The organism is Bradyrhizobium sp. LTSP857 (genome assembly GCF_000938285.1).
In the GTDB taxonomy this organism is placed as follows: Bacteria; Pseudomonadota; Alphaproteobacteria; order Rhizobiales; family Xanthobacteraceae; genus Bradyrhizobium.
Genome location: NZ_JYMS01000030.1, coordinates 1 through 26,220, shown reverse-complemented (window position 1 = coordinate 26,220; position 26,220 = coordinate 1). Strand labels below are relative to the sequence as shown.

Here is a 26,220-nt window from a genome sequence, read left to right as displayed (position 1 = left end):
GCGGTGGCGGGCGTTGGTGTCATTCGAGCTCGATCACGAAGGGGCGGCCCTCGACCATCATGGCGCCCGGGCCCATCTCGTCGAGCGCGCGCAGCATGCGGCCGTTGCGCCCCAGCGCGCGGTCGGCGAGGCTGACGATGCGCCGGTTCGGCGAGGCGATCGGAGAGGCCGCGCGGATTTTCTTGGCGATCTCGATCTCGTCGCGATTCGGATTGAGCGCGCAGACGGTCGCGAACGCACTCGCAGTGGAGCGGCTGATGCCGGCATAGCAATGCACCACCAGCGGTGCGTTGCGGTCCCAGCCGCGCACGAAATTCAGCACCTGGTCGATATGCGCTTCCGAGGGCGCGACAAAACCGTCCATCTCCTCGGTGATGTCGTCCATCGACACCTTGAGATGATTGGCCGGGAGCACCGACACCGGCCGCACCACTTGCTCGACATTGGCCATCACGGTCAGCACATGGCTGGCCCCGGTGAGGCGGACGGTTTCGGGCAGGGCGGCAAGGGAACAGACGTGGATCATGGGGGACCTTTTTGGTGACTATAGCCGCCGCCGTAGGGTGGGCAAAGCGAAGCGTGCCCACCATTTTTGTCGCGGTCGCAAAAAGTTGGTGGGCACGGCGCAATGGCGCCTTTGCCCACCCTACGAGACCGACGCAAACACCGCGTTGAACCGCTCCAGAAACTGCTTCTCAGCCCGCGCCGCCGTCCAGGGCGTGAGATAGTCGCGCCGGACGCTGTCGGAGAGGCCGGGATCGCGGCCGAACAGGCGTTTGGCCTCGGCATCGCTGAAGCCGGCAAGCTCGGTCGCCTCCAGATAAGCCGCGCCGCGGTCGGCGGCCTTGATCTGTTGCGTGATCTCGTCGGCCAGCACCGGCGGCAGGCCGAAGCGAATGTGGATGGCGCCGAGCAGGCGCTTCTCGACCGCCTTGTAGTGGCCGTCGAGCACGGCCTTGAACGGCGAGATCATGTCGCCGATCACATATTCGGGCGCATCATGCAGCAGCGCTGCGAGCCGCACGCGCAGATCGACCCGGCGCGTCTCGTGCCGCATCACGGTCTCCACCAGCAGCGTATGCTGTGCGACCGAGAAGATGTGCGCGCCGACGGTCTGGCCGTTCCAGCGCGCGACGCGCGCCAGCCCATGCGCAATGTCGGCGATCTCGATGTCGAGCGGGGAGGGATCAAGCAGATCGAGCCGCCGGCCCGACAGCATACGCTGCCAGGCGCGGGACTGGACGTCGCGCGCGGCCGTCTTCTTCGCCGTCATTTGACTTTGAGGCGCGGCTTGCGCTGCGTCTTGCTGACGCTCGCGTGGCAGTGGCAATCGACGAGATGGTCGTTGACCATGCCGGTTGCTTGCATGAAGGCATAGACGATGGTCGGGCCGACGAATTTGAAGCCGCGCGAGGACAGCTCCTTGGAGACCTGCACCGACAAAGGTGTTGAGGCTGGCACGCTCGCCGTGGTCTTAAAATGGTTGACCAGGGGCTTTCCGCCCATGAAGTCCCACAGCAGTTTTGAGAAGCCCGGCCCCTTCTCCATGATCTCCAGATAGGATTTTGCGCTGAGAATGGTGCCGTCGATCTTTGCTCGGTTGCGCACGATGCCGGCGTCGTTCATCAGCGCATGAACCTTCTTCGCGTTGTAGCGCGCGATCCTCTCCGGCTGAAAATCGTCGAAGGCTTTGCGGAAATTGTCGCGCTTGCGCAAAATCGTGATCCAGGACAGGCCGGCCTGGAAGCCGTCGAGGATCAGCTTTTCATAGAGCGCGCGGTCGTCATATTCCGGCACGCCCCATTCGGTGTCGTGATAGGCGACATAAACCGGATCTTCACCCGGCCAGGGGCAGCGCGTCTTTCCGTCGGGATGCAGGCGGGGCGCGCGGCTCATGCGATCGGCTGCTTCGTTGGGATACGGACGACTTCGGGTTCGGCGAGCTTCAACTCAAGGCCGCCGGCGGTGAGCGGCTGGCCGGCGTCGAGCGCGTCGGCGACGCGATCGATGCGCACCAGTGCGATGCCCTTGCCCTGTGCCGACGAGCCCATTGTGCCGACCGGCTTGTCGCCGGCCAGAATGCTGACGCCGGCCTCCGGTGAGAGGTCCTCAAGCAGCACCTTGACGCTGCGGGTGCGCGCAGTGCCGCGATGCTGCATGCGCGAGACGACCTCCTGGCCGACATAGCAGCCCTTGTCGAAATCGACGCCGGCCAGACGGTCCATGTTGGTTTCGTGCGGGAACGCATCACTGTACATGAAATCGAGCCCGCCGCGCGGCACGCCGAGCGCGATGCGATGCGCCTCGTATTCGGCGGCATCGACAAGCTCGGCGCCGATCAGGTCGGAGAGCTTCTGCTTGAGATCTTCGGGAATCAGGATGCGGTAGCCGAGCCCTTCATTGCGCGGATCGGCGAAGGCGAGGTCCGGCTGCGCGGTAAGCTTGCCGTCCCAGGCCGCGAGCACGCCGAGATTGTCGGAGAGGTTTTCCACCGTCACCTTGGCGCGCAGCTTGTAGAATTTCAGCTTGGTGGCAAGGCCGTCGGCCAGCGCCTTCGGGCAGTCGATCAGGAACCCGCCGCCATGCCCGGCAGGCACTTCCGTGATCAGGAAATCCACGGTGATCTTGCCCTGCGGCGTCAGCAGCGCACCGAATCGGCCCAGGCCCGGCTTGAGCTTGTCGAGATCGGTGGTGATGAGGCCGTTGAGGAAGTTGCGCGCATCCTCGCCCGCGACCTTGACCACGCCCCGGTCGGGAAGAAACGCTGATTTCATGCGAAAATCTCTTGCGACATGTTGCTCCGGAACGTAAGCCCGCGAGGCATAAACGACAAGACCTCGAGCCCTGCGCTTGGGGATGAGAGAGGCCTTTAGCCATGACCCAGCGTTTCGACGTCATCCTCAAGGGCGGCACCGTGGTCAACCAGGACGGTGAGGGTGTCCGCGACATCGGTATCGCCAACGGCCGCATCGCCGAGCTGGGCCCGCTGTCGCAAGCCTCCGCCGCGGAGGTGATCGACTGCAAGGGCCTGCACATCCTGCCCGGCGTCATGGACACGCAGGTGCATTTCCGCGAGCCCGGGCTGGAGCAGAAGGAAGACCTCGAGACCGGTTCGCGTAGCGCCGTGATGGGTGGCGTCACTGCCGTGTTCGAAATGCCGAATACCTCGCCGCTGACGGTGACCGAAGCCACCTTCACCGACAAGGTGAAGCGCGCCCATCACCGCATGCATTGTGACTTCGCCTTCTTCATCGGTGGCACCCGCGAGAACGTGCAGGACCTGCCCGTGCTGGAGCGCGCGCCCGGCTGCGCCGGCGTCAAGGTTTTCATCGGCTCCTCGACCGGTGCGCTGCTGGTGGAGGACGACGAGAGCCTGCGCCGCATTTTCCAGGTGATCCGCCGCCGCGCGGCGTTCCATGCCGAGGACGAATACCGCCTCAACGACCGCAAATCGTTGCGCATCGAGGGTGATCCGCGCTCGCATCCGGTGTGGCGCGACGAGACGGCGGCGTTGATGGCGACGCAGCGACTGGTCAAGCTCGCGCACGAGACGGGCAAGCGCATCCACGTGCTGCACATCTCGACCAAGGAAGAAATCGAGTTCCTGCGCGACCACAAGGACGTCGCCTCCTGCGAGGCGACGCCGCATCATCTGACGCTGGCTGCACCGGAATGCTATGAACGGCTCGGCACGCTGGCGCAAATGAACCCGCCGGTGCGCGGGACCGATCACCGCGCCGGCATCTGGCGCGGCATCGAGCAGGGCATCATCGACGTGCTCGGCTCCGACCATGCGCCGCATACGCTGGAGGAGAAGCAGAAGACCTATCCGGCCTCGCCCTCCGGCATGACTGGCGTGCAGACGCTGGTGCCGCTCATGCTCGATCATGTCAATGCGGGCCGGCTCTCGTTGGCGCGGTTCGTCGATCTCACCAGCGCCGGCCCCGCGCGCCTCTACAACATGGCCTGCAAGGGCCGCATCGCGGCAGGCTATGACGCCGACTTCACCGTCGTCGACCTCAAGCGCAGCGAAACCATCACCAACAAATGGGTCGCCTCGAAAGCCGGCTGGACGCCGTATGACGGCGTGCGCGTCACGGGCTGGCCCGTCGGCACCTTCATCCGCGGCCGCCGCGTGATGTGGCAGGGCGAGCTGGTGACGGCGTCGCAGGGCGAGCCAGTGCGGTTTCTGGAGACGTTGAAGCAGTAGGTTGTAGCGTTCGGTTTGATCCGTCATCCTGAGGTGCGCGCCATGCGGTGCTTTGCACCGCGTGGCAAGCCTCGAAGGATGAGCGGTCCCGCTGGTGGCCGTCGCCCTTCGAGGCCTTCGCTGCGCTCCGGCACCTCAGGGTGACGGACATTGTGAGCATATGACGGGAGACTATTCCAATGAGTCAGAATGCCCTCATCACCACCGAGCAACTCGCCACGATCCTCGGTGACCCCAACCTCCGCCTCTACGACTGCACCACCTACAACGAACCAGTACCGCCCGGCAGCGACGTGCCCTATCGTGCGGTCCCCGGCGACAAGACATTCGCGGCCGGCCATATCCCCGGCGCCGATTTTCTCGATCTGCAAGGCGAGTTCTCCGACGCCGCCGCACAACAGTTCTTCATGATGCCTGACGTCGCCCAGTTGGAGGCTGCCTTTGGCCGCCATGGCCTCGATGCGACCAAAACCATTGTGCTCTACAGCATCGGCACGATGATGTGGGCGACGCGGTTCTGGTGGATGCTGCGCTCGCTTGGTGTCGATGCGCAGGTGCTCGACGGTGGGTTCGACAAATGGAAAGAAGAGCGGCGGCCGATCGAGACCGGCGCGCCGAAGGGATATCCGGCCACGACCTTCAAGGCTGCGCCGCGCGCGGGCTTGTTCGTCGACAAGACCACTGTCGTGTCACGGATCGGCGATCCCTCGATGGCAATCGTCAACGCGCTCGGCCCACAATTCCATCGTGGTCTCGAGCCGAGTCGCTACGGCCGTCCCGGCCGCATTCCCGGCAGCGTCAACGTTTCCGCCGCAACACTCGTGAACGCCGACAAGACGCTGAGGACGCTTGCGGACGCCGAGGCGAAATTCGCAGCCCAAGGCGTCACGCGCGACAAGAACGTGATCTGCTATTGTGGCGGCGGCATCTCGGCGACGATCGACCTGCTGCTGCTGACACAGCTCGGCTTCGACAAGCTCACGCTTTACGATGCGTCGATGGGTGAGTGGGCGAGGGATCCGGCGCTGCCGATCGAAACGGATTAGAGCATGATCCGGACCCGAAGGGCCGCGTTAGCGCAAAGTGCGAAGCGGTTTTCCGAAAAGATCATGCTCAAAAAATGAGGCGCATATTCCCGATGGTGGCGGGAACATCTCCCGGTCATCGCAAGACTAATGCTTGTCTGCGGCCAACAGCTTCCGTGCGATAAACGCCGCAGACTTCGCGATCCTTCGCAAAGTCATTCATCCGTAGACTGGCCCCGCCTGCGTGGCGGGGTCATTTTCGGGAGGCTCTTACTGCCGGGAGATGTCGACGGAGAATTCGCCGTTGCGGATGCGGGCGGGAAAACCCTCGACGAACTTCGCCACCGCGTCTTCGCCATAGGTGCCGACGAGTTCGGCGAGCGCCGCGAACAGGCTCGCCTGCGCCAGGCAATCGCCGTCGACACCGTCATGGCGCGCCTCGGCCCAGGCTTCATTGAGATAGCTCAGCGCGGCCTGTTTCTGCTCGTGATCGGGCAGCGGCGCGCGGGCGGGGGCGTAGGACACTGGATGGCTCATGAAACTCGACAGGGCTGGGGCGCGATCCACGGCGATGCGCTGCACGAAGAGGTGTAGCACGCGCGTTAACGACCGCTAGGCCACATCTTTAAGAACGGTTAACGGCTGTGAACAAAGACGATGTCGTTGTTCCCGTGAGCTCAGTTCGCGTAGCGCGCGGTAAGGTCGCGCGAGATCTTCGAGCCTTCTTCGATATAGCGGCGGATTGCGACGGTCGCGGCTGGCGTGCAGCTCCGGTAGGTCTGCTGGAAACCGTTATAGCCGCGGTTGAAGCCGGCGATCATGCGGGTGCGGCGCTCGCCGGCCGGGGTTTCGGCATCGATCAGCGCCTGCATCTCACTGCGCCATTTGTTGCCCTCGTTGGACCCGCAGATGCCGCGCAAATAATGCAGCCCGCCGAGGATCTCAGCCAAGCGCTGCAAATCGGCGTCAAACGGCGCCGCCACGTCCTGGGCCCGGGCGGGCGCGGAGGCGCAGGCGAGAAACAGGACAAAAATGGCCAGAAATCGCGTGGACATCGGCCGGTGTATGCCTCCTCGGGACGGTGGACGCAAGGCGGGCGGAGCGGCCGTCAGGGTGCGATCAGGCGGTGCGCGGACTGGATGACCTCTTCCAGCCCCCCGGTCAGCTTGAGGTCGCCCAGGGTCGCCAGCGCATCCGGTGCGACCCAGCGGAAATCGTCGAGCTCGTCGTTGAGAGCCGGCTCCCTGGCCGTCCAGCGGGCGGCAAAGGACATGATCAAATAGTGGCCGGCGCCGGGCGTGGCCGGCAGCACCTCGCGCCAGCCGGCGAGCCCGACGATCTCGATTTCGAGCCCGGTCTCCTCGTCGACCTCGCGCGCCAGCGCCTGATGCAGCGATTCGCCGAACTCGACCCGGCCGCCGGGCAGCGAATAGAACCCCTTGGCCGGCGAGCGGGCGCGGCGGACCAGCAGCACTTTGCCGTCGCGAAAAATCGCGGCTGAGACAGCAAGCTGGGGATGGGTGGGCTGCACGACGGAAGCCACAGCTCAGTTCGCCATGATGGTGTCGATGTCGGCTTCCGCGCCGCCATTGATGATGCCGCCGCAGGCCGCGATCAGCGGCTTGACCCATGCCGTCGCCTGCTCGGCGAGGCGGACCCGCGTCGTGTCCTTCTCGACCTCGCGCATGGCCGAGCCTACCGCGGTCAGGATCGAGGTCATGGTGTCGGTGATGTGGTCGAACTGGGCGCGCACCGAAGGTTCGGCCGTCTCATAGGCCTCGATCGCGAGATCGCGCGCCTTGAAATTCGAGGCGGTGAAATGCTCGGCATAGGACAGCGGCGACCAGGTCAAAAAGTCGTCTGCGCATTCCGGCATGTCCGGGACCATTTCCAAGAGCATCACGGCTTCATTGAAATGGTTGAGATAGTCAGTGGCAAGCCCGGTCCGTGGGTTGATGTTGGCCACGCGCAGCCGCTCGGCCCAGGCCGCGGCCTCGGGCCCCGTCCGTCCATGCGTTCGCGCGGCTTGGGAGACCGTTGAGCTCATCCGCCGCAGTGTTAACGTTCGGGGTTAAAAGGACCTGAACGGACCCTATATAGACGCCTCAGGATGTGTGGACGCTTCGTCATAACTTCGGCCCCCGCGGCTTTGCGGCAATTGTTCGGCTATATCGAGCAGCCGAACTTCCCGCCCCGGTACAATGTGGCCCCGACACAGCCGATTCCGGTCGTGCTGGCGGAGAATGGCGCGCGCCATTTCCAGCTGATGCGCTGGGGCCTGCTGCCGAGCTGGGTCAAGGACCCTCGCGGGTTCACGTTGCTGATCAACGCCCGCTCCGAGACGGTGCTGGAGAAGCCCGCCTTCAAAAGGGCGATTCGCAGACGGCGCGGCCTGATCCCGGCCGATGGTTATTACGAATGGAAGGCCGTCGACGGCCGCAAGCAGCCGTTCTTCATCCATCGCGCCGATGGCGAACCGCTCGGCTTCGCCGCATTGTTCGAGACCTGGGTCGGCCCGAACGGCGAGGAGGTCGACACGGTCGCGATCGTCACGGCGGCAGCCAGCGAAGACCTCGCCGGCTTGCATGACCGCGTGCCCGTCACCATCAGCTCGCGCGATGTCGAGCGCTGGCTCGATTGCCGCGGCGACGAGGTTGATGCCGCGCTGTCGCTGATGGTGGCCCCACGCATCGGCGAGTTCGCCTGGCACCCCGTCTCCACCCGCGTCAACCGCGTCGCCAACGACGATGAGAAGTTGTTGCTGCCGATCAGCGCGGAGGAGATGGAGGCGGAAGCGGACGCGTCGAAGCCGAAGAAGGTCGCGCGGAAGGCGGCGGTCGGTTCGGCGGATGACGGGCAGGGGTCGTTGTTTTAGTTGACGGCGCCGTAGGGTGGGCAAAGCGAAGCGTGCCCACCATTATGCAACGAGCAAGCGGATAGATGGTGGGCACGGCGCGTCGCGCCTTTGCCCACCCTACACAATCTCGCTTGCCCTTAACGCCGCGATCGCATCCGCATCGAACCCGAGCTCGCCCAGTACGGCGTCCGTATCCGCCCCCAACTCCGGCGCCATCCGGTCGAGCCGACCACCGCCGTGTGCGAGCTTGAAACCGCTGCCGGCGAAGCGCAGGCGGCCATAGGGCGTGTCCAGCTCCTGTATCGCACCGCGTGCCTTGATCTGCGGATGGTCGATCACCTCCTCGACCTTCCAGATGCTGGCGCAGGGCGCGCCGGCATCTTCCAGTAAAGTCTCCCATTCGCGCGCTGGCCTTGCCGCGAGCGCCTGCTCGATGATGGCGCGCAACGCAGGTTCGTTCTCGTTGCGCGCGAACCAGTCGGCAAAGCGCGGATCGGCGAGCGTATCCTCGCGGCCGAGCGCAGACATCAGCGCGCGGTATTGTTTCTCGTTGTTGACGGCGAGCAGGATGTAGCCGTCGCCGGCTTTGAACAAATTCGCGGTGGTCTTGCGGCTGACCGCCTGGTTGCCCGAAAGTTGCTGGCGATGGCCGGCGACCGACCAATCCGCGATCTGCCCCGAGAGAAACGCCATCGTCGCCTCCAGCATGGAGACGTCGACGAACTGGCCTTGGCCGGTGCGGTCGCGCTGATACAGCGCGCTCGACACGCCGAACGCGGCGGTCGCGCCCGAGAGCACGTCGCACACCGCGAAGCCCGCGCGCGTGGGTCCAGTTTCGGGATGGCCGGTGATCGCCATGATGCCGGACAGCGCCTGCATCTTGCCGTCATAGCCGGGCCTTAGGCGATCCGGCCCGGTCTGGCCGAAGCCGGACACCGCGCAATAGATCAGCTTCGGGTTGATCGCGGACAACGCCTCATAGCCGATGCCGAGCTTGTCCATCACGCCCGGGCGGAAGTTTTCCATGACAACGTCGACCTGGCTTGCGAGCTTCTTCACGATGGCGATCGCGTCGGGCTTTTGCAGGTCGAGTGTCAGGCTGCGCTTGTTGCCGTTGACGGCCTGGAAAGCGGGGGCGAGCCCGCGCTCGGCCCATTCGCGGCTGAGCGGCGTGCGGCGCATGTCCTCGCCCTCGCGCCGCTCGACCTTGATGACGTCCGCGCCCAACAGCGCGAGCTGGTAGCTCGCATAGGGGCCGGCCAGCACTTGCGTGAAGTCCAAAATCTTCACGCCCTCGAACGGTCGCGTCACGTCTCTCTCCCTTTTGATTGTCGTTATTGGAGGACGTCAGGCGGCGCGATTGCCGCGCGCGATCTCTTTCTGCTTGTCGAACTCGGCGCGGCGGCGCGCCAGCTCTTCCGGGCTCATCTGTGCGACGTTGTTGTAGTCGAGCTTCCAGGACGCGTCCTCGTTCCAGCGCAATGGCGATTGCATCGTCGTCTGCGGGCCGCTCGCGGTCTCCAGCAGTTTCAGCGCCAGTTCGAACGTCTGCGCCTGCGAGGCGACATCGTGCGGCTTGCCGGCGGAATTGCCGAGCGGGAAGTCCGAGAACAAAAACCGCGGCACGGCGGCGTGCTCGATGATGTCCTTGGCGCAGCCCATCACCACGGTCGGAATGCCGTTGGCCTCGAGATGCCGCGCCACCAGCGCCGTGGTCTGGTGGCAGACCGGGCAGTTCGGCACCAGCACGGCGACATCGACCGCATCAGCGAGGCAGCGCGCCAAAATCTCCGGCGCGTCGGTGTCAAGCGTAACGCGATGGCTGCGGTTGGTCGGCGCCCCGAAGAAACGCGGCGCGACTTCGCCGATACGGCCCGCAGCGCTGGCCTTCAACAACTGCGGCAGCGGAAACCAGGTGCCGTTGTCGGTGGCCGAGGTGTGCTTGCGGTCGTAGCCGATGTGCGAGATGCGCAGATCGTGCTGCTTCGACGTGTCACCGTCATAGACCTGATAGAATTTGGCGCCGCCATTATACGCCGCGCCCGGCCCCTGGTCGCCCTTGGTGGGATCGTATGGCGCGGCCGTGGTGACGATCGTGACGCGCGACTGCGAAAGCTTTTTCTTCAGCGGCTGGAACGGCGCCTCGGTGTAGTGCGCCCAGCGATAGGCCGTGGTGTAGCCGATCGCCGCGTAATAGTCGCGCGTGCGCTGCATATAGGGGACGGGGGCATCGTAGTCGGGCGCAAAGCCGAATTCGTCGTCGCGCGGGGCGGACATGGGCGCGTCTCCTGTGGTTCTTGTTGAAGCCAGACTAGAGATAGTCGGCGGTCAGCTCAACAGGCCCCATGACCGCGCAGGTCAGAATTGCGTTGCGCAATCGCTCGCCGCGCAGCAAGTGCGCTCCCTCGCCCCGCTTGCGGGGAGAGGGTTGGGGTGAGGGGGAGTCTCCGCAGGGGTGGTGAGAGTTGGACTCGCGGAGAGTCCCCCTCACCCGGATTGCATCTTCGATGTAATCCGACCTCTCCCCGCAAGCGGGGCGAGGTGACGAAAGCACCTACCGAAACAGATGCAGCGCCGCGTATTGCAGCAGCATGATCGCCTTGGCGTCGATGATGCGTCCGTCTGCGATCATCGCTAAGGCCTCGTCGATGCCGAGCTCCAGCACCTCAATGTCCTCGCCCTCGTGCTCGAGGCCGCCACCGGCGCTCACCCGCATCTCCGGTTCGTATTCGGCGACGAAGAAATGCAGCCTCTCGGTGATGGCGCCCGGGCTCATGAAGGCCTCGAACACTTTGTGGACGTCGTGCAGGCGATAGCCGGTCTCCTCCTCGGCCTCGGCGCGGATGCGCACTTCGGGTGAGGCATCGTCGAGCACGCCGGCGGCGGCTTCGATCAGGAGATCGTCGTAGCCGCGGATAAACGCCGGCAGGCGGAACTGGCGCACCAGGATCACCGTACGCCGCGCGCGATTATAGGGCAGCACGGCGGCGGCGTTGTCGCGCTCATAGGTCTCCCGGTGCTGCGTCTGCCATTCGCCATTGGCGCGCCGGTAATCGAACGTGGTGTTCTTCAGGGTGGTCCAATTGTCCGAGAGCACGCGGACGTCCTTGATGCGGACGCGGTCGGAAATGGTCATTGCTGTCTTCCAGGCAAAAACTAAGAAGTCGGATCGCGGCCGTCGAGCCACTTTTGGAACATCACCGAGGTGGATTCCTCGAAGCCAAGCGACTGGTAGAATGCATTGGCTTGCGCATTCTCGCGGCGGACCAGGAGCTGAAGTTTTGAAATCCCGGCCTGACGCAGCCAGTCTTCGGCGGCCGCCATGATGACGCGGCCCAGACCGCGCTTGCGGCAGTCGGGGTCGACGGCGACGTAATAGATCCAGCCGCGATGGCCGTCATAGCCGACCATGACGGTGGCGACGATCGCGCCGCCGTCGCGGCCGATCAGGATCGTCGAGTTATCGCGCCGCCGCGCCAGTGCGATGTCGGCATGCGGATCGTTCCAGGGGCGGGTCAGGCCGCAGCGCTGCCACAGCGCCACGACCGGCTCGACGTCGGTGTCGGCGATTGCATCGATCGTGAGGGCGGAGGACACGTTCACAGCACTTTCCCCGGGTTCATGATTCCAAGCGGATCGAGCATCGCCTTGATCGACCGCATCAGCTCGATCGCGGTCTTGTCCTTGACGTCAGGCAGTTCGTCGCGCTTGAGCACGCCGATGCCGTGCTCGGCCGAGATCGAGCCGCCCATGCGCAGCACGATCGCGAACACCACCGCGTTCATCTCGTGCCAGCGCGCCAGGTAATCCGCGCTGTCGGCGCCGACCGGCTGGCTGACATTGTAGTGCAGATTGCCGTCGCCGAGATGGCCGAACGGCACCGGTCGCGCGCCGGGGATCAGTTTGACCACGGCGGCATTGGCCTCCGCGATGAAGCCGGGCACGGCAGCGACGGGCACGGAGATATCGTGCTTGATCGAGCCGCCCTCCGGCTTCTGCGCCGACGACATCTCGTCGCGCAGCTTCCAGAAGCCGGCGCGCTGGGTGAGATTCGCCGCGATCACGGCGTCGTCGACGATCTCGTCTTCCATGGCGCGGGTCAGGATCGTTTCCAGCGGCGCGCGGGCATCGTCGCCGGCTGCGGACAATTCCATCAACACGTACCAGGGATGCTTTTGCTCAAGCGGATCGCGCACGTCGATGCCGTGACGGATCGAGAAATCGACCGCCATCTCCGACAGCAGCTCGAAGCTCGTCAGCGAGTTGGCCGCCTCGCTCTGCGCGATCGTCAGCAGCTTCAACGCCGCCTCCGGCGACTTCAGCCCGACGTAGGCGGTCTCGATCGCTCGCGGCTTCGGGAACAGTTTCAGCGTCGCCGCCGTGATGATGCCGAGCGTGCCTTCCGCGCCGATGAAGAGGTTATGCAGATTGTAGCCGGTGTTGTCCTTTTTCAGCTTCGACAGCACATTGAGCACGCGGCCGTCGGCTAGCACCACCTCGAGCCCCAGCGCCATCTCGCGCGCGACGCCATAGGCGAGCGCGGCGGTGCCGCCGGCATTGGTCGAGAGGTTGCCGCCGATGGTGCAGCTTCCCTCCGCGCCGAGCGACAGTGGAAACAGCCGGTCGACCTCGGCCGCCTTCTGCTGTGCGATTTGCAACACCACGCCGGCCTCGCAGGTCATGGTGTTCGACCCAACATCGATCTCGCGGATCTTGTCCAGACGGCGCAGCGACACCACCACCTCGCCATTGTGCGGCGTCTGGCCGCCGACGAGCCCGGTGTTGCCGCCCTGCGGCACCAGCGCGATTTTGTGCTCGGAGGCGAGCTTGCAGATATCAGACACTTCAGCCGTCGAGCCCGGACGCAGCACCAGCGGCGAGCGGCCGTGAAACAGATTGCGCTCTTCGGTGACGTAGGCCTCGATGTCGGCGGCATCGGTGATCGCGTGGCGGTCGCCGACGATCTTGCGAAATTGTTCGATCAACTCGGGCGCAAGCGGAGGGGTGGCTGGCTTATTGACGTTCATGTCTTCTCTCATTGCGCTTCTTATCGTGCGACGGCCGCGCGGCGCAGCCGGTCGTTGATCGCTTCGCCCAAGCCTTCCTCGGGGATGGTCATTACGGCAATCGCCCGCGGGCTCTTCGCATCGAGGGCGCGAAGATAGCCGAACAGATTGGCGGCGGCTTCATCGAGATCACCGCTGGGCGACAAATTCATGACGGCCGACGCGACGTCAAGACCAGCCAGGCGCTCAGGGCCGAACGCCAGCAGCGCCTCGCCCGGGGTGATGTCGCGCGCATTGAGCCGCACAGTCGCGCGCGGCGCGTAATGCGAGGCCATCATGCCCGGCGCCAGCGGCTGGCTGTCGTCGCTCTCGGCCTCCGCGGGCGGCCGCGCCAAGGCTGCGCCGAGCACGGCCTCGATCCGCTCGCGTGACAGTCCGCCGGGGCGGAGCAGCATCGGTGCGTCGAAGCAGCCGACGATGGTCGATTCGACGCCGACCTCGACCGGCCCGCCGTCGACGATCAGATCGATCCGCCCCGAAAGGTCGCTCTCGACATGGGCAGCCAGTGTCGGCGAGACGTGGCCGGAGATGTTGGCGGATGGCGCCACCACCGCCCCGCCAAAGGCGCGCAGGATCGCCTCCGCCACCGGATGGGCCGGGATGCGGATCGCGACGGTGCCGAGCCCCGCGGTGGCGAGATCGGCCACCGGGCAGCCGTCCGTCTTGGCGACCACCAGCGTCAGCGGCCCCGGCCAGAACGCCTCCGCAAGGCGCAAGGCGTGCGCATCGAACCGTCCGATTCGGCGCGCCGCGGCGAGGTCGGCGACATGGGCGATCAGCGGATTGAAGGCCGGCCGCCCCTTGGCGGCATAGAGATGGGCGATCGCGGTCGCATTGCCGGCGTCGGCCCCAAGCCCGTAGACCGTCTCGGTGGGGAACGCGACCAGCCCGCCGGCGGCCAGCGTGCGGGCCGCAGCCTCGGCGCCAGCCTCGCCAGCCGGCAAAATCAGTGTTTCAAGGCCCGTTTTCACTGGGACGAAATTCCTCAAATCGGCCGCTTGCGGTGCGCCAAGCCCGACGCTATAAGCCGGCCTCTTGTCGGAGTGTGGCTCAGCCCGGTAGAGCACTGCGTTCGGGACGCAGGGGTCGCAGGTTCGAATCCTGCCACTCCGACCAGAAATCATTAGGTTTTTCCTTCTATCGTTGGTCCTTCCCGAGTCAACCACCGTTTCAACCACCGAAACATACCGGCCTTTTTGGCCGATGGCGGTGGCCGCTCCCTGAAGAAAGTCTGGGTGGTGGTGCCCATAGGTGTCCTGCAGGACCTCAGGAGACATACCCAGGAACCCTGCCGCCTCCCAAATTGGCACGCCACGCTGCATGAGCCATGTCGCAGCGGTATGGCGCAGGGTGTGGGGGGTCGCCTCCCGGGCAGCTCAGCAAGCCCTACGGCGGTCTTAAAACCCTTTTTCACGGAGGCGACCGGCTTGCCGTTGAACTCAACGAAGCACTCTGCGATCAGCTTCAGGTTCCACCAGCGTCGAAGGTGGACGAGCAGCCGAGGCGGTATGGGTGCTGGCGTCTGACGCTTCTTGGTCGCGCGCTTGCCAATGGCCTTGCGATAAAAAATGCCGCGCTCCAGATCCACGTAAGAGCGCCCAGTTATCGCATATGGCGACGCCGAAGCGATCGCGCCTGCGCGAGTGCCCGTGTACAGGCCGATCAGGATAAACCGAGCGATATGACGCAGAGGCCTGCGGTTCGTGGCGACCGGGCCGCCCTTCGACGCTCCTGAGTGTATTGTCTGCTTCTCACGATACCTCCAACAACGCCAAAGCAGCGCTGCGGCCTCTTTGCGAGTCAGCCATCGGTCGCGGGCGTCGCCTTTGGGAGGCAGCGAAACCCGCACCACGCCGCGGTGAAAGCCTTCCTTGGCGTGGTGATTGATCGCAGCGCGCAGTGTCTCAAGGTCGCGGCGGGCACCACCCGGATTGCCACGATGCGTGGTGTATCCCGCACAGGTCTGAGCGTTAACTTGCGCCAGCATCCTGCCACCCCAATACTCGTTTAGACGTTCGATCCTCGGCTCAATCTCGTGTTGCTCTCCTGGCTCGCCTATGTCCGTCAGGTAGATTGAGAGCACATCGGCGCAGTCGATGTCCTCTATGTCGCGTCTATTCCGTTCGGGTTGATACTTGCGCGCGATGTAGTCCGCGAGCGCCTGCTCTGCTTCTCGAGGCGGCTTTGTTCCAGACGCGTTCGCAAGGCATCCTGTGGCGATATGCTGGTCGCCGTCCTTGATGATCCAGACGGCTTGGGCGACGAGCTTGCCGTCTCTGTATCTGGGCTTGCCCCAATCAAAATGCGGCCTGACGTCGGGGCAGCGCCTGCCGCAGGCGGTGCAGACCGGGCGCTGCTCGACGTCCGACAGCCGGACCTCATCAGGCCAGCGGTCCGCGCCCAAGGCAACATGGTGGCCGCAGCAGCAGTAGATCAAGATGCCCCCAACACCCATTTCGCGCATCTCGCCGAAGGTGATCTTCACCGGGCGCCCGTCTGGTAGGGTCGGGCTGATGCGTTTGAACGGGCGAGGCATCTCGCCAAGAATGGCCTGACCAGAGCCGAGTCAAATTGTCGATTCCCAGTAGGTCGGGATGGCGTCGGGCTACCGCAGGTCGTGGGTGTGGAAATCTCGCCTTCAGCACAACTCCTCCCGGCGAGGTGCGCGGCTTGCGAGGTAAGGGTGCGCGAAACCACCAAGGCTGAACGCCAGAAGGCGGCGCAGCGGCGAAGGTCCTTGGAGTTGATGAGGCTGCATCCCGGCAAGTCAGAATCGGAAATAGCGGCTATGATAAAGGCCGGCGAGGCCTCATGAAGTATGGTTCTTTGGAATACCAATATGCCGAGCCAATTGCCCGCGCGCTCGCGGAGCATGAAGGGTTCTCGAAGTGGGTGCTGTCTAAATCGAAGTTCTCAGAAGATGCCGATGCGCGTCTGCTCAAGAACGAGATGATGCTGCAGAGACAGACCCCCACCGCCGAATGGTGGAGATTTCACTTTTTCATGGGCTGCAAAAACCCGTGCTGCAGTGGTGGACGGGAGACGGACATTTTCGCGGTCTTCGAGGCACAGGACAAAAGACGCTTTGCGATGCATTTTGAGGTCAAACAGCCCAAAGACAGGTTCGACCCTGCGCGGATGCAGGAAAAGCGGTTTGCGCTGCGGGCGCAATGCTGGGTGGATAAGGCTCCACCGAAGGTCTTAAAGCATCAGGATGCCTCGCTCGGCATTTTCTTCAGCGAGGATCGCCGCGATAGCTTCGAGCCGGTACTGTCCTGTTTCCCGACGCAGATCACTTTCGAGGAGATCGAGAGAGAGTTTCCTCAGGTAGCTGAGTGGAGAAACCAAGGGCGGACTAGCTGAGGCGGGTGTTGGACCGCCTCTAGCCACGAAGCCAGCAAAAGCGAACGGAGCTTGTCTCCATATGTTCTGGTCCTGTCATGGTTCTCTCCTTGATACCGAGAAAACCATACGCACTGACGCACTCGGAGTGTTTTGGAATCTTGTGTCCAATGAAAGTTAGTCTCCTCGCTATCGCGCCAGGTCCGCGAGGAGACGGTTCATCTCCGCCTGGTTTGACGCAGTTTGAAGCCGCTCATCGATACGATCACGCGAGTATTTCGAAAGGGCCCATCCCAGCGGGGCGTCGATCGCGCCTGCGATCGAGAATTGGTAGTAACTGTCACTAGGGGCCAGGCTCTCCCTCAATTGGCGCGCAACGCCAAGGCCGCTAATCGAACGCGCCTGCAATTCGACTTCGAGGGTTCCAGGAGTTAGATTTTCCTTCGGCAACGGATAAAGAAAGCGATGCAGGCCAAGCCGAGTATTGTGGGCGTAGTCGCGCCTATATTCTGCGTCCCAAGCGTGGAAGCCGAACCGCCAAATTGGCGCAAGCAGCTTACGCCTGTCCGATAAAACCTCATTGCATTCCGCGACCCGTTCCGTACGCCCATCGATGGCCGCCGCCGTCTCGCAATTCGCATCGCTGGTCACCTGGATAACGATTACGCGAAGCTTCAGATTGTTCTGAGACGCGACGGCCTTCGCTTTCTTGTAGGCCTCAAGAGCCGTAGCCGCGCCGAAATTGTCGTAGAACCCGCCATCCGCGACACCTTCATAGGCCTTGCAGCCGTTGGTCACGCTGGATGCTGTTTTGACGTTCTTGTCCTGCGGTGTGGCGGTCGGCCGAAACCATCCCCACTCCTCGACAAACGGAAAACGAGCACTGTTGTTTGCCGCCGTGCTCAAGGGCATGTCGATATGCTCGGCAATGTTCAGGTTGCACGAGTTTCTTGTTTCGAGCCATCCATCGGTGTGGAGATTGCTAATCGGTAGGCGATCGCCACCGAACACCGATGTCGTATTCAGAACCAATGATAGTGCAGTCGGCTGATCGCGCCAAAGGGCCCGAAAGGGCGCGCTGAACGGGTTGGAGGTCTCACCTGTCGACGCCTCGAGAGATCGCCATCGCGCTTCCCAAGTTTGCTCAAGAGCGACGCTTCGCGCAGGAAAGACTGGTATGAGAAAATTTAGGACGTCCCGTGTCACCATGGCTCCAATAATTCCAGCCAAGAAGTCCTGTTCATGAAACTTGGCCGCGCAAGCCTCGAGACGCCCAAGTTCCCCCGCAGCAGCACAATGGTTCGGTGAGGTGAGAAGCGCCCGAAAAAGACTAAGGCCGACAGAACCGCCAGACACTCCGCTCGCAAGGAACAGCTTTGTGCGCGCCGAAGGAGCACGATCAACAATCCTGGTCAACACTTTGGAGGTCCAATAGCTTGCCCTGATGCCGCCACCGGCAGCCGCAACAATGATAATTGTTGGCGTTTGCGACTTTTGTTGAGCAACGGATTCAAGCAGAGTCTTACCGAAATCCCGCTGCGGCACGAAGCGTTGAGCTCCCCGGATCATATCATGCGGCGGCCACGAGATGACGCACCCGCTAAGCTCCGAGAGAACCAGTACGCCAACGCAAGGCAAGAAAATCATTCGGAGACGAATGCCAGAGATTCTCACCCACCGGGCCAGCTCAACCACCAACAGGAACCAACCGGATAACCCTAGGGAAAGAATGAGCGCTGAACCGAACCATTCGCCAAACTCCGCAGGAGCAATGCCGATGGCGCTCAGCAGCACGACGCCGGTGATCCCAGCAACAAACCGACGGCGTAACGCCACTGCCACCAGGACCGTCGCCAGACTAAAGGAGACGATCAAAGCCGCGGCGATCACAATGGTGAGTCCGGCAGCCGCAAGCGTGAGAACGTCCTCCGGCAGCAGAAGCGCGAATGCGAAACTTGCCGCTAGTGATGTGACGAACGACAGACCTATTGCAAACTCCAACAGGTCGAATTCACTTTTCGTCAGTCCGAAACGACGTGGCGGCGACGCCTCATCACAGAACAATGCAACGGCACTACCAAAAACGACTGCGTTCAAGACGCCCATTGCAGCGCTGAGACGAATGGCAGCCCACACGTCGCCATCCGTCGACCGCCAAATATCGACGCCCTGGCCCGTAAACACCAGTACGTAAATAAAGAGTGCTGCAAACAACGTCAGAAATGGCAAAGTGATCAGTAGAACACGACGCCGGTGATCCTCGGGTTCTGCTGGCGGATAGTCCAAATTGGTGATTTCCAGTTGCGTAGGAATTTCGTTGAACCGAACGCCAAGGATAGCTTCGAGGCGCCGGCGTGCCCTGTCATCCAAATCGAACTCGCGCTCTGGCGGCGCAGTTGGACCCTTGTTCTTTCGCGCGAGCTGGCTTTGCAGCATCCAAAGAAGCTTCTTGGTTTGCTGTTCATCGAGATAGAATGGCTCCCGGTAGATGTGCCGCGGCTGGCGGACAACGATGGTAGCCCTGCGATCAGCTGCCGCAACCGTTCCCGGGTCCTTCGGCGACCAGAAGGTCAATTCTCGACCATCTGCTCCGAAAAACTTCAGGGTGCCGTCCGCCGATCGCTCAACGAAGGTATCGGTATATTGCCGCCGGCCGCCTCGGCTCGGCATCGAGCCCTTCACCACCGCTCCCCCCATTCCATTCGCGCTTGGGTAGCATAAGTATATCAGTTGCCGCGGTGAGCCAAATCACCGCTGGCGAATGTTGGCTTCTGGGCAGAGGCTAAGTGTTATCGGCCGGATGAATTGGACCGGTCTTGCGGGTCCCACCCTACTATTAAGTTCAGTACAATTTGTTTGGAACGAAAACTTGCGCTCCGCGTGGAGTCCTGCCCTCCCTCGTGGAGTCCTGAGAGTTGGCGGCAAAGAGAACTCGGGGGAGTTCCAGATGCCCAGATTCTATTTCCACAAGCACTTGAATGGGCAAACGGTGCCGGACCGTCGAGGCCTTTGCTTCGCAACGAAGACGAAGCACGCGCCCACGCCGTTCGCTGCACGCCTTTGACTCTCAGGAAATCGGCCAGCAGAGGGAAGAATGCCTGGGAGGTGTCGGACGGCGAACGCACGATTTATGTTGTGAGAGGAATTGTAAAATCGCGATATTATTTGTCCGTGCGATTGAGGAAAGGTTCATTCGCCCGAATGATGACGCTGGCCCCGGACGAGCGTACAGTTGGCTGCGTGGTCGGTGTTGCAGATAGCGAGTCGGCTGCCTGAAGGCCCCAGCCCCCGCCAGCCCCGGGCTGGGGCCTATCGTTTGACATCCGCAGAGGGGGATTAGGTTGCTTCGCCCGTCGCAATGTCGATAATCGAAATGGCGGGCCGGTTGGGTCCCTAGGGCGTCGAGGTAGTTGAATTCTTCCCTGCCTTGGACACCGCTTCTATTAGAACCGGGCACTTTTCATAGGTCTTAGCATCGCCCGCCTCAGTACCACGAAGCTCCCTGCATTCGCCGCCGTCAAAGAACCACTTGGTGCTACCAATGGCGACGATCACGCTGCATTTGGGGCACTGCACCTGCATAGTTTGCGCCCAGAGTTGGACTATTTCCAGTGGCTGGCATTGCCACAATAAAATAGACCCAGTACCTGATTTTCAGACCAGGCCACTGAGATCGTAAACAGGCTAGTGCCCCGGAAAGGCTGAAGTAGCCTTACAAGTTATAGCGGTGCCGACATGCGGCCGATCGGCGGCCATAAGCTAGCCGGCTCTAAAACATGTGGGCGAGCGCGAGCCAACTTGATACAGCGAGACAAGCAGCAATGCCGACGTAGGGCAACGCCAAGTTCATCGGAAATCTCCCCTCGAAAAGAGGTCACAGAGAATTGGCTGTCCTTCCGATGCCCGCATCTACGGCGAGCCTAAGATCTTTCCGTCTCGCGGGCCGAACCTTTTTGGAGTCTTGTCTATTTCGGACTTCGACCTTGGCCAGCACAACAAGCCGGCGCAGCCGCTGGATTTCCAGCATTATAACTTTCAGCTGTTGGCGTTCCTCAGAAACATGTCGCAGATGCGGGCTGTGGATATCCATTGGCCCCTCACGCAATAAAAACTGAAAAAAGCCGCTCAATGCAAGCAGACTATACGTATTTGCAGATTCCGGAAATAACCGTTTTCACATTTAATGAAGATGAGGCTCCGACCACTTAACATTAGTTATTAGCTGCCGCCCGCCGGGGCGAGAAAGCCTCGCTTGAAGGCCTGCCACGCAACGAGCCGGCGGACCCTGCCCTCAATAAACGGAACTCAATGCACGTTAGGCATGTTTCGGTTCCGGCGAAATTTACTTTGAAACTCTAATCAAGTTGGTGCTAAAATCTGCTACCGGGGCTGGCTGCATATTCTACTTGTTCATTTAACCCGGTTTATTTTGACCAGCGGGGCCGCAGCGAGAGATATTCGCTGCGGCCTTCGCATGCGGCACGTTAGCGCCGCAACGGCTCCGGCAGCCGCGAGGCAGCTCCCATCACCTGCTGTGTCCGTTCGATAACCCCTCAGTGAACGAAACCGTATACCCGGCTCCTGAAGCACTCCGGAAACAGAGCGGGCCTAGCCTCCTCTCGGGGCCGAAGAGGCGAGAGAAGATGATCACGCTTAAAGTAATTGCAGTTGCCCTTGGCGCTGGACTTTTGCTTTCGATGTATTCGGGAGACCTCGGCGCCGACGTCATTCTCACCATCGTCGCTTGCCTTTCATAACGAGAAGGCCCGCCAGCGTGAACGGGTGGGCATTTTGGGAGTGTAATCCCTGGCAGGTGCAAAACCCCCGGCGATTGCGCGTCACCTATTTTCAAGTAATGATTTGGTTTGGCAACGGCGGATTCATCGCAATCTCTGCGACTGTGAAATGGTTCACAGATCGTAAGAGGGGTCTCGCGGGGCCCTCCTCGCGTATTTCTTGCTTCTATTATCGAAGTCCGACATTATTAAAAGGTCGGGATATAAAGTCCTGGCCGAGGGAATGGGGGCGTCGCGGAGCGAAGACACTCCGCTACAGCGACGTTTAGGAATGTTGCCTCGGGGCACCTCACCCCGTGAAGCAAAAAGGAAAGAGATAGTAGCCGTCAAAGGAAGACGATGATGATTGACGAGCAGTTGTCGCGCGCACATCACAACAATATTCAACGCTATCGCCATTTATTGCGAACGAGTTTGATCGAGTTCGAGCGCCAATTTGTCGAAAGGCGCTTGAGCGAAGAGCAATCGAAGCTGGAGATATTGGAGGCCTGCCTCCCTAACGACCATCATCCCAGCAGATCACCCGGCTTAGATGGCCGCTTGGGCTTAACAAGCCGTCGACGACGTTCTGGCTCTCACCTCACGCCCGCTTATGCAAGCTCCAGAACCTGATCAGCAGCAGCGCTACGCTTCCGTTGCCTACTGGTGGGTGCGCATGGACAGGTGACGCCCCTTGCGCTCGCGCTCAGGTTGAGGTTGGATCACGGTTTTAGGAATTAGGATTTAAATGGCCATCAAATTCATTGTGGCAAAAGATCTAAGAGACGAACTCGCGTTGCGAGGCATCCGGTCGTTGGCTTCCCAAGAATCAGAGGAAATCGCGGCTCGTATCTTTGAACGGATTGCCGATCTCGAACTGGACCTTGCAGCGCGTGACTTCACCTCAACGAGCCGCGTCAAAAAACCAAGGTGACGAGCGGAGATGTCCATTTACGATCCCCTACGAACAAAGCTGGACAGCGTGCGAGAGCAAACTGTTCGACTCACATTCTCTGAAATCGAAGCGCTACTCGGAAGGCCACTACCTGCCTCTGCCCACAGATTCAGTGCCTGGTGGGGCAATGAGAGCTCGCGCAACGCTGGCCACACACAGGCCATGGCTTGGCTGAAAGCTGGGTTCAAGGCGAAGGTCTCGCTGAAGCAGCGGGCTGTTGACTTTCATCGAATATGAATCTCGCCATGATGCGTTGCCCAGGAGTCGCGGCTTACCAAGGGCAAGCCAGCTCAGACGCGCAGATTTTCTGCGCTACTCTTGCCGCGCTTCTGATCGACCTGCACCTCGTAAGAGACCTTCTGCCCCTCAGCCAAGCCCGATAGGCTAGCGCGCTCCACCGCGCTGATGTGCACGAAGACATCCTGGCCGCCGTCATCGGGCTGGATGAAACCAAATCCCTTCGTCGCGTTGAACCACTTCACAATACCGGTCGCCACGTCCGCCTCCACCGAGCAAATGACAACAGCCTAAGTCGTTGCACCAAGCCCGGCAAGTAAAACCGGCAGCCTAAGCGTTCGCGCGCTCTCTTTAACTTCTATGCGAATCGGATTCCTATGGGCTGAAGCCATGGGAGGGGGCAATGAAGCTGTTTTTCACCGGGAACGGCACCACGCCCGTGCGGGGCTGCGAGCTCTGCTTACAGCCCATGAGGTTCTTGGGTGAGCATGCCGAATGCCGGCTGTTTAGGTGCGACGATTGCACCCTTGTCGCCACAGAGGAAGTCGATGCTCGGCAATCCCCGGCGGAAGGAGTTTCACCGCCGACATACCGGATGTGACCTGGATTGGTCCGCCCGCAAAAGACCTCTAAGCACCGCGAGGATGGATCGAACAAGGAAACGGCCTCAGCGGCATCGGGGGATATGCTGAGGCCGGATCGATGTCTCCCGCGCGAGCGGGACGCCCAAATAAAACGCTGGCCGCCGTGCCTTGTTCCTAGCCAATCGGCCCCTCGCCTCGGGGTCCGCACCTATCCGAAGCGCGAGGCCGAACGCCTGCCAAGCATCGACCTGACAGCCGCATCATGGTGCACACTGCTTGGTAATCCTGCCATTCCAAAAGCAGCTGGGAAGGGGGGCGTGGGCAAATTCGCGGCCAGTGCCTAGGTTGAAGGCCTGCCAGCACGCGGCCCTGTGGGCCATCTCTCACTGATACTCGGTTGATGCCGTGTTCGCGCTCGTACTGCTTTGTATTGTGGCCGCTGATCCAGAGGTACAGCGCCACAATGACGAAAGCAGCAGAAATAGTTTGAAGCAGCGTCAGGCTTACGGACAGGAGGGCCGATCCCGTCTTTCGCCAATTATAAAAGTACGACCAAACAACACACCCACAGTAAAGAATTGCGGCTGCGACATACAGGGTGGTGTCGGTTACTTTGTGCCCTCGACGTTCTGCTTCCTCAGAGAACGCAAACATGGTCAGGCTGACCAAGGGAGCAAGAATGCCGCCGATGAGGCCAACGTAGATCGACGGGATAAACCAAAACCTGACGCCGATTAGATGAGTTGCTCGGATCGTCGTAAAAATCCAGCAACATACGAAGAGTGGGACAACCACCAGGCTAACGGCGTTAAGCGAGCCAACCATCCCCGATCGGGATTATCCATACCGGCACCCGACTGAATTAATCTTCTGCGACCGACTCACTCAGGTGGGAGCTTTGTCGGAAATATTTGGAACATTGTAAGCGCTGTTTTCAGGCCACAGCTCTGAGGTCGTGACGGCAATAGGCCCACGGAAGCAACTGATCGATCTCGCTATTCGGATGACCATTGACGATCCTGGTGAGGACGTCGGTCAGGTAGGCAAGCGGATCGAGGTCGTTCAGCTTACAGGTTTCGACCAGGGAGGCGATGGTGGCCCAGTGCTCGGCACCGCCGTCGGAGCCTGCGAACAGCGCATTTTTACGGTTCAACGTGATCGGACGGATCGAGCGCTCGACGGCGTTATTGTCGAGCTCGATACGGCCATCATCGATGAAGCCCGTCAGGCCATCCCAGCGTGAGAGCGCATAACGGATGGCGTCTGCCAGCTTGCCCTTTTGGCTGATCAACGCGAGCTTTGCGCGGAGCCACAGCTCGAAGGCTTCCGCCAGCGGCCGGCTTTTCTGTTGTCGAACGAGACGACGTTCCTCGGCGCTGCGGCCGCGGATGTCCTTCTCGATGGCATAGAACTCGGCGATATGCTTGAGCGCCTCGCTCGCAATAGGCGCAGGACCGGGGGTGGCAAGTTCGTAGAAGTTACGCCGCATGTGCGACCAGCAGAATGCAAGCTGAACGTTGCCACGCTCGGCGAGCCTGCCATAGCCGGCATAGCCGTCGACCTGCAGGATCCCCTTGAAGCCTGCCAGATGAGCGATCGGTCGGTCGGCCTTGCGGTCGGGCGCATAGACATAGGCGACGCCCGGCGGATCGGCACCGCCCCATGGCCGGTCGTCCGCCGCATAGGCCCAGAGCTGACCGGTCTTGGTGCGCCCGCGGCCGGGATCGAGCACCGGCATCGTCGTCTCGTCGGCGAACAGCTTTGGCCGCTGCCTGAGCTTGCCAAGGAGCCGCTCATGCAACGGGCGCAGATGGAAGGCTGCCTGTCCCACCCAGTCCGCCAGCGTCGAACGATCAAGCTCAATGCCCTGGCGGGCGTAAATCTGCGCCTGCCGGTAGAGTGGCAGGTGATCGGCATATTTGGAGACCAGGACCTGGGCGACGGTGGCCTCGGTCGGCAGACCACCCTCGATCAGCCGGGCCGGGGCCGGCGCCTGCATGACACCGTCCTCGCAAGCCCGGCAGGCGTATTTGGGACGCCGGGTGACGAGGATCCGGAACTGCGCCGGGACCAGGTCCAGCCGCTCACTTCTATCCTCGCCGATCCGGTGCAACTCGCCCTGGCAACAGGAGCAGATCTTATTGTCGATATCGACGACGACCTCGATCCGCCGCAAGTGCGCTGGCAAGGCGCCACGGTTGATCCGGCGCTTGCGAGCCCGAGCCTCACGGCTTTCAGGTGCGCTGACGTCCTGCGCCGTCTCGCTGTACGCTGCGACCTGCTCGACATCTTCCAGGCCCAGCAGCATCTGATCTTCAGGCAAGGTCTCTGCCCGCCGGCCGAACCGATGCCGCTGCAATTCCTTGATGATCTGACGCAGCCGTTCGCTCTCGCACCGCTCGGCAAGCAGCATCGCTTTCAGCGTCTCGGGATCGTCAGGCAGGGCGTCGCTCACACGCAATTCAGAGCATATTCGCCGCCATCTGGCGACGCGCTCGATGCCCCTGATTCACTTCGCCGCAGCGCTGCCAACAACTATCCGGCTTGCGTTGGCGCTGGCGTCTCCCGTACCTCGTGGACACGCCGCCAGTCGAGCCCTTCCAACAGCGCCGACAATTGCGCCGCCGACAGACGCATCACGCCGTCCTCGATCTTCGGCCAGCGGAAGATCCCATCCTCAAGCCGTTTGGCGAACAGGCACAGACCCGTTCCGTCCCAGAACACCAGCTTGATCCGATCCGCCCGCTTGGCACGGAACACATAGACAGCTCCCGAGAATGGGTCAGCCCCCATGCTCTCGCGCACCAGGGTCGCAAGCCCTTCCATCCCCTTGCGGAAGTCCACCGGTTTGGTCGCCACCATCACCCGGACCGCACCCGACGGACCGATCACCGGCTCGCCTTCAGCGCCTGGACGATCGACGCAATCATTGCCGTGTCCGCACCACGACCGGCCCGGATCGTGATGCCGTCGACTTCGATCTCGATGATCCCGGCATCGCAACGGCAAGTTCGGACATCCGGTTTGGGTTTGCAGCGCGCCACTTTGCGCTCCCGGCCAAGAGCAGGCGCCGGCACTGCGACATCCACCACCGCCGGCACAAACTGCACTTCTTCTATTTCGGAATGACCGCCTGCTGCCTCTCGCAACTGACGTCGCCAGCCAAACA

25 protein-coding genes, 1 tRNA gene and 1 pseudogene are annotated in these 26,220 nt (G+C 62.0%); 7 read left to right on the top strand and 20 right to left on the bottom strand.

Annotated elements, in window-relative coordinates:
* Positions 1-19 precede the first annotated feature (19 nt).
* The 4 genes from UP06_RS20175 to ygfZ all read right to left on the bottom strand — a co-directional run bounded on the left by UP06_RS20175 (position 20) and on the right by ygfZ (position 2,774).
* Complete coding sequence (locus tag UP06_RS20175) at positions 20-526, bottom strand: tyrosine phosphatase family protein (RefSeq protein WP_045005135.1); 507 nt, start codon at positions 524-526, stop codon at positions 20-22.
* A 120-nt stretch (positions 527-646) separates the two neighbouring features.
* Positions 647-1,273 carry a YfbR-like 5'-deoxynucleotidase gene (locus tag UP06_RS20170; protein ID WP_045005133.1) on the bottom strand — a complete coding sequence of 209 codons (627 nt, stop codon included), beginning with the start codon at positions 1,271-1,273 and terminating at the stop codon, positions 647-649.
* Positions 1,270-1,896, bottom strand: a complete 627-nt coding sequence (locus tag UP06_RS20165; protein ID WP_045005131.1) for a DNA-3-methyladenine glycosylase I — start codon at positions 1,894-1,896, stop codon at positions 1,270-1,272. Before UP06_RS20165 ends, UP06_RS20170 begins: the two co-directional genes overlap by 4 nt.
* Positions 1,893-2,774 carry a CAF17-like 4Fe-4S cluster assembly/insertion protein YgfZ gene (ygfZ, locus tag UP06_RS20160; RefSeq protein ID WP_045005129.1) on the bottom strand — a complete coding sequence of 294 codons (882 nt, stop codon included), beginning with the start codon at positions 2,772-2,774 and terminating at the stop codon, positions 1,893-1,895. Before ygfZ ends, UP06_RS20165 begins: the two co-directional genes overlap by 4 nt.
* A gap of 101 nt (positions 2,775-2,875) precedes the next feature.
* Here ygfZ and UP06_RS20155 point away from each other — a divergent pair, with 101 nt between their 5' ends.
* Positions 2,876-4,210 carry a dihydroorotase gene (locus UP06_RS20155; protein ID WP_045005128.1) on the top strand — a complete coding sequence of 445 codons (1,335 nt, stop codon included), beginning with the start codon at positions 2,876-2,878 and terminating at the stop codon, positions 4,208-4,210.
* A gap of 179 nt (positions 4,211-4,389) precedes the next feature.
* The gene (locus UP06_RS20150; protein WP_045005126.1) at positions 4,390-5,256 is read left to right on the top strand and encodes a sulfurtransferase; all 867 of its coding nucleotides are present in this window, start codon (positions 4,390-4,392) and stop codon (positions 5,254-5,256) included.
* Between the two features lie 249 nt (positions 5,257-5,505).
* Here UP06_RS20150 and UP06_RS20145 read toward each other — a convergent pair whose 3' ends face one another.
* From UP06_RS20145 to UP06_RS20130, 4 genes are all read right to left on the bottom strand, one after another.
* A complete protein-coding gene (locus UP06_RS20145) occupies positions 5,506-5,772 on the bottom strand; it encodes a hypothetical protein (protein WP_045005124.1) in 267 nt (88 codons plus the stop codon).
* Between the two features lie 140 nt (positions 5,773-5,912).
* The gene (locus tag UP06_RS20140; RefSeq protein WP_045005122.1) at positions 5,913-6,290 is read right to left on the bottom strand and encodes a TIGR02301 family protein; all 378 of its coding nucleotides are present in this window, start codon (positions 6,288-6,290) and stop codon (positions 5,913-5,915) included.
* A gap of 53 nt (positions 6,291-6,343) precedes the next feature.
* On the bottom strand, positions 6,344-6,778 hold the full coding sequence (locus tag UP06_RS20135; RefSeq protein ID WP_045005121.1) for an NUDIX hydrolase: 435 nt from the start codon (positions 6,776-6,778) through the stop codon (positions 6,344-6,346).
* Positions 6,779-6,781: 3 nt separating this feature from the next.
* Positions 6,782-7,282: a hypothetical protein gene (locus UP06_RS20130; protein ID WP_045005119.1), complete on the bottom strand. Its 501-nt coding sequence runs from the start codon at positions 7,280-7,282 to the stop codon at positions 6,782-6,784.
* 63 nt (positions 7,283-7,345) lie between these two features.
* On the opposite strand from UP06_RS20130, the gene UP06_RS20125 reads away from it, so the two are divergent.
* Positions 7,346-8,110, top strand: coding sequence for an SOS response-associated peptidase (locus tag UP06_RS20125; protein ID WP_045005117.1), 765 nt, complete (start codon positions 7,346-7,348; stop codon positions 8,108-8,110).
* Between the two features lie 99 nt (positions 8,111-8,209).
* Here UP06_RS20125 and UP06_RS20120 read toward each other — a convergent pair whose 3' ends face one another.
* The 6 genes from UP06_RS20120 to UP06_RS20095 form a co-directional block, all read right to left on the bottom strand.
* Complete coding sequence (locus UP06_RS20120; RefSeq protein ID WP_045005115.1) at positions 8,210-9,403, bottom strand: CaiB/BaiF CoA transferase family protein; 1,194 nt, start codon at positions 9,401-9,403, stop codon at positions 8,210-8,212.
* Between the two features lie 36 nt (positions 9,404-9,439).
* Positions 9,440-10,369 carry a glycine/sarcosine/betaine reductase selenoprotein B family protein gene (locus tag UP06_RS20115; protein ID WP_045005113.1) on the bottom strand — a complete coding sequence of 310 codons (930 nt, stop codon included), beginning with the start codon at positions 10,367-10,369 and terminating at the stop codon, positions 9,440-9,442.
* A 277-nt stretch (positions 10,370-10,646) separates the two neighbouring features.
* Complete coding sequence (locus tag UP06_RS20110; RefSeq protein ID WP_045005111.1) at positions 10,647-11,228, bottom strand: NUDIX hydrolase; 582 nt, start codon at positions 11,226-11,228, stop codon at positions 10,647-10,649.
* Positions 11,229-11,248: 20 nt separating this feature from the next.
* Entirely contained in the window at positions 11,249-11,689 is a 441-nt protein-coding gene (locus UP06_RS20105) for a GNAT family acetyltransferase (RefSeq protein ID WP_156163095.1), read from the bottom strand.
* 2 nt (positions 11,690-11,691) lie between these two features.
* Positions 11,692-13,119 carry an FAD-binding oxidoreductase gene (locus UP06_RS20100; protein ID WP_045005108.1) on the bottom strand — a complete coding sequence of 476 codons (1,428 nt, stop codon included), beginning with the start codon at positions 13,117-13,119 and terminating at the stop codon, positions 11,692-11,694.
* A 20-nt stretch (positions 13,120-13,139) separates the two neighbouring features.
* Entirely contained in the window at positions 13,140-14,129 is a 990-nt protein-coding gene (locus UP06_RS20095; RefSeq protein WP_045005106.1) for an L-threonylcarbamoyladenylate synthase, read from the bottom strand.
* A 68-nt stretch (positions 14,130-14,197) separates the two neighbouring features.
* Between UP06_RS20095 and UP06_RS20090 the strand changes: the two genes are divergently transcribed.
* A tRNA-Pro gene (locus UP06_RS20090) sits at positions 14,198-14,274 on the top strand.
* A gap of 7 nt (positions 14,275-14,281) precedes the next feature.
* Here the strand turns inward: UP06_RS20090 and UP06_RS20085 are convergent.
* On the bottom strand, positions 14,282-15,643 hold the full coding sequence (locus tag UP06_RS20085) for a site-specific integrase (protein WP_349509937.1): 1,362 nt from the start codon (positions 15,641-15,643) through the stop codon (positions 14,282-14,284).
* Between the two features lie 326 nt (positions 15,644-15,969).
* Here UP06_RS20085 and UP06_RS39260 point away from each other — a divergent pair, with 326 nt between their 5' ends.
* Complete coding sequence (locus UP06_RS39260; protein ID WP_050031866.1) at positions 15,970-16,521, top strand: hypothetical protein; 552 nt, start codon at positions 15,970-15,972, stop codon at positions 16,519-16,521.
* 168 nt (positions 16,522-16,689) lie between these two features.
* Here the strand turns inward: UP06_RS39260 and UP06_RS20070 are convergent, their stop codons facing one another.
* The gene (locus UP06_RS20070; RefSeq protein WP_156163087.1) at positions 16,690-19,182 is read right to left on the bottom strand and encodes a hypothetical protein; all 2,493 of its coding nucleotides are present in this window, start codon (positions 19,180-19,182) and stop codon (positions 16,690-16,692) included.
* A 2,841-nt stretch (positions 19,183-22,023) separates the two neighbouring features.
* On the opposite strand from UP06_RS20070, the gene UP06_RS20065 reads away from it, so the two are divergent.
* Together UP06_RS20065 and UP06_RS42695 are read left to right on the top strand one after the other, a co-directional pair.
* Positions 22,024-22,209, top strand: coding sequence for a hypothetical protein (locus UP06_RS20065; RefSeq protein WP_045005101.1), 186 nt, complete (start codon positions 22,024-22,026; stop codon positions 22,207-22,209).
* A 9-nt stretch (positions 22,210-22,218) separates the two neighbouring features.
* On the top strand, positions 22,219-22,467 hold the full coding sequence (locus UP06_RS42695) for a DUF7662 domain-containing protein (protein ID WP_502691265.1): 249 nt from the start codon (positions 22,219-22,221) through the stop codon (positions 22,465-22,467).
* Positions 22,468-22,520: 53 nt separating this feature from the next.
* Here UP06_RS42695 and UP06_RS20060 read toward each other — a convergent pair whose 3' ends face one another.
* The 4 genes and pseudogenes from UP06_RS20060 to UP06_RS20045 all read right to left on the bottom strand — a co-directional run.
* Complete coding sequence (locus UP06_RS20060; protein ID WP_045005300.1) at positions 22,521-22,727, bottom strand: cold-shock protein; 207 nt, start codon at positions 22,725-22,727, stop codon at positions 22,521-22,523.
* Between the two features lie 1,258 nt (positions 22,728-23,985).
* Complete coding sequence (gene tnpC, locus UP06_RS20055) at positions 23,986-25,464, bottom strand: IS66 family transposase (protein ID WP_045004267.1); 1,479 nt, start codon at positions 25,462-25,464, stop codon at positions 23,986-23,988.
* A gap of 122 nt (positions 25,465-25,586) precedes the next feature.
* Entirely contained in the window at positions 25,587-25,943 is a 357-nt protein-coding gene (tnpB, locus tag UP06_RS20050) for an IS66 family insertion sequence element accessory protein TnpB (RefSeq protein ID WP_045004130.1), read from the bottom strand.
* Positions 25,940-26,220: pseudogene (locus UP06_RS20045) on the bottom strand (IS66-like element accessory protein TnpA); the annotation flags it as partial. The pseudogene UP06_RS20045 and the gene tnpB, both read right to left, overlap by 4 nt.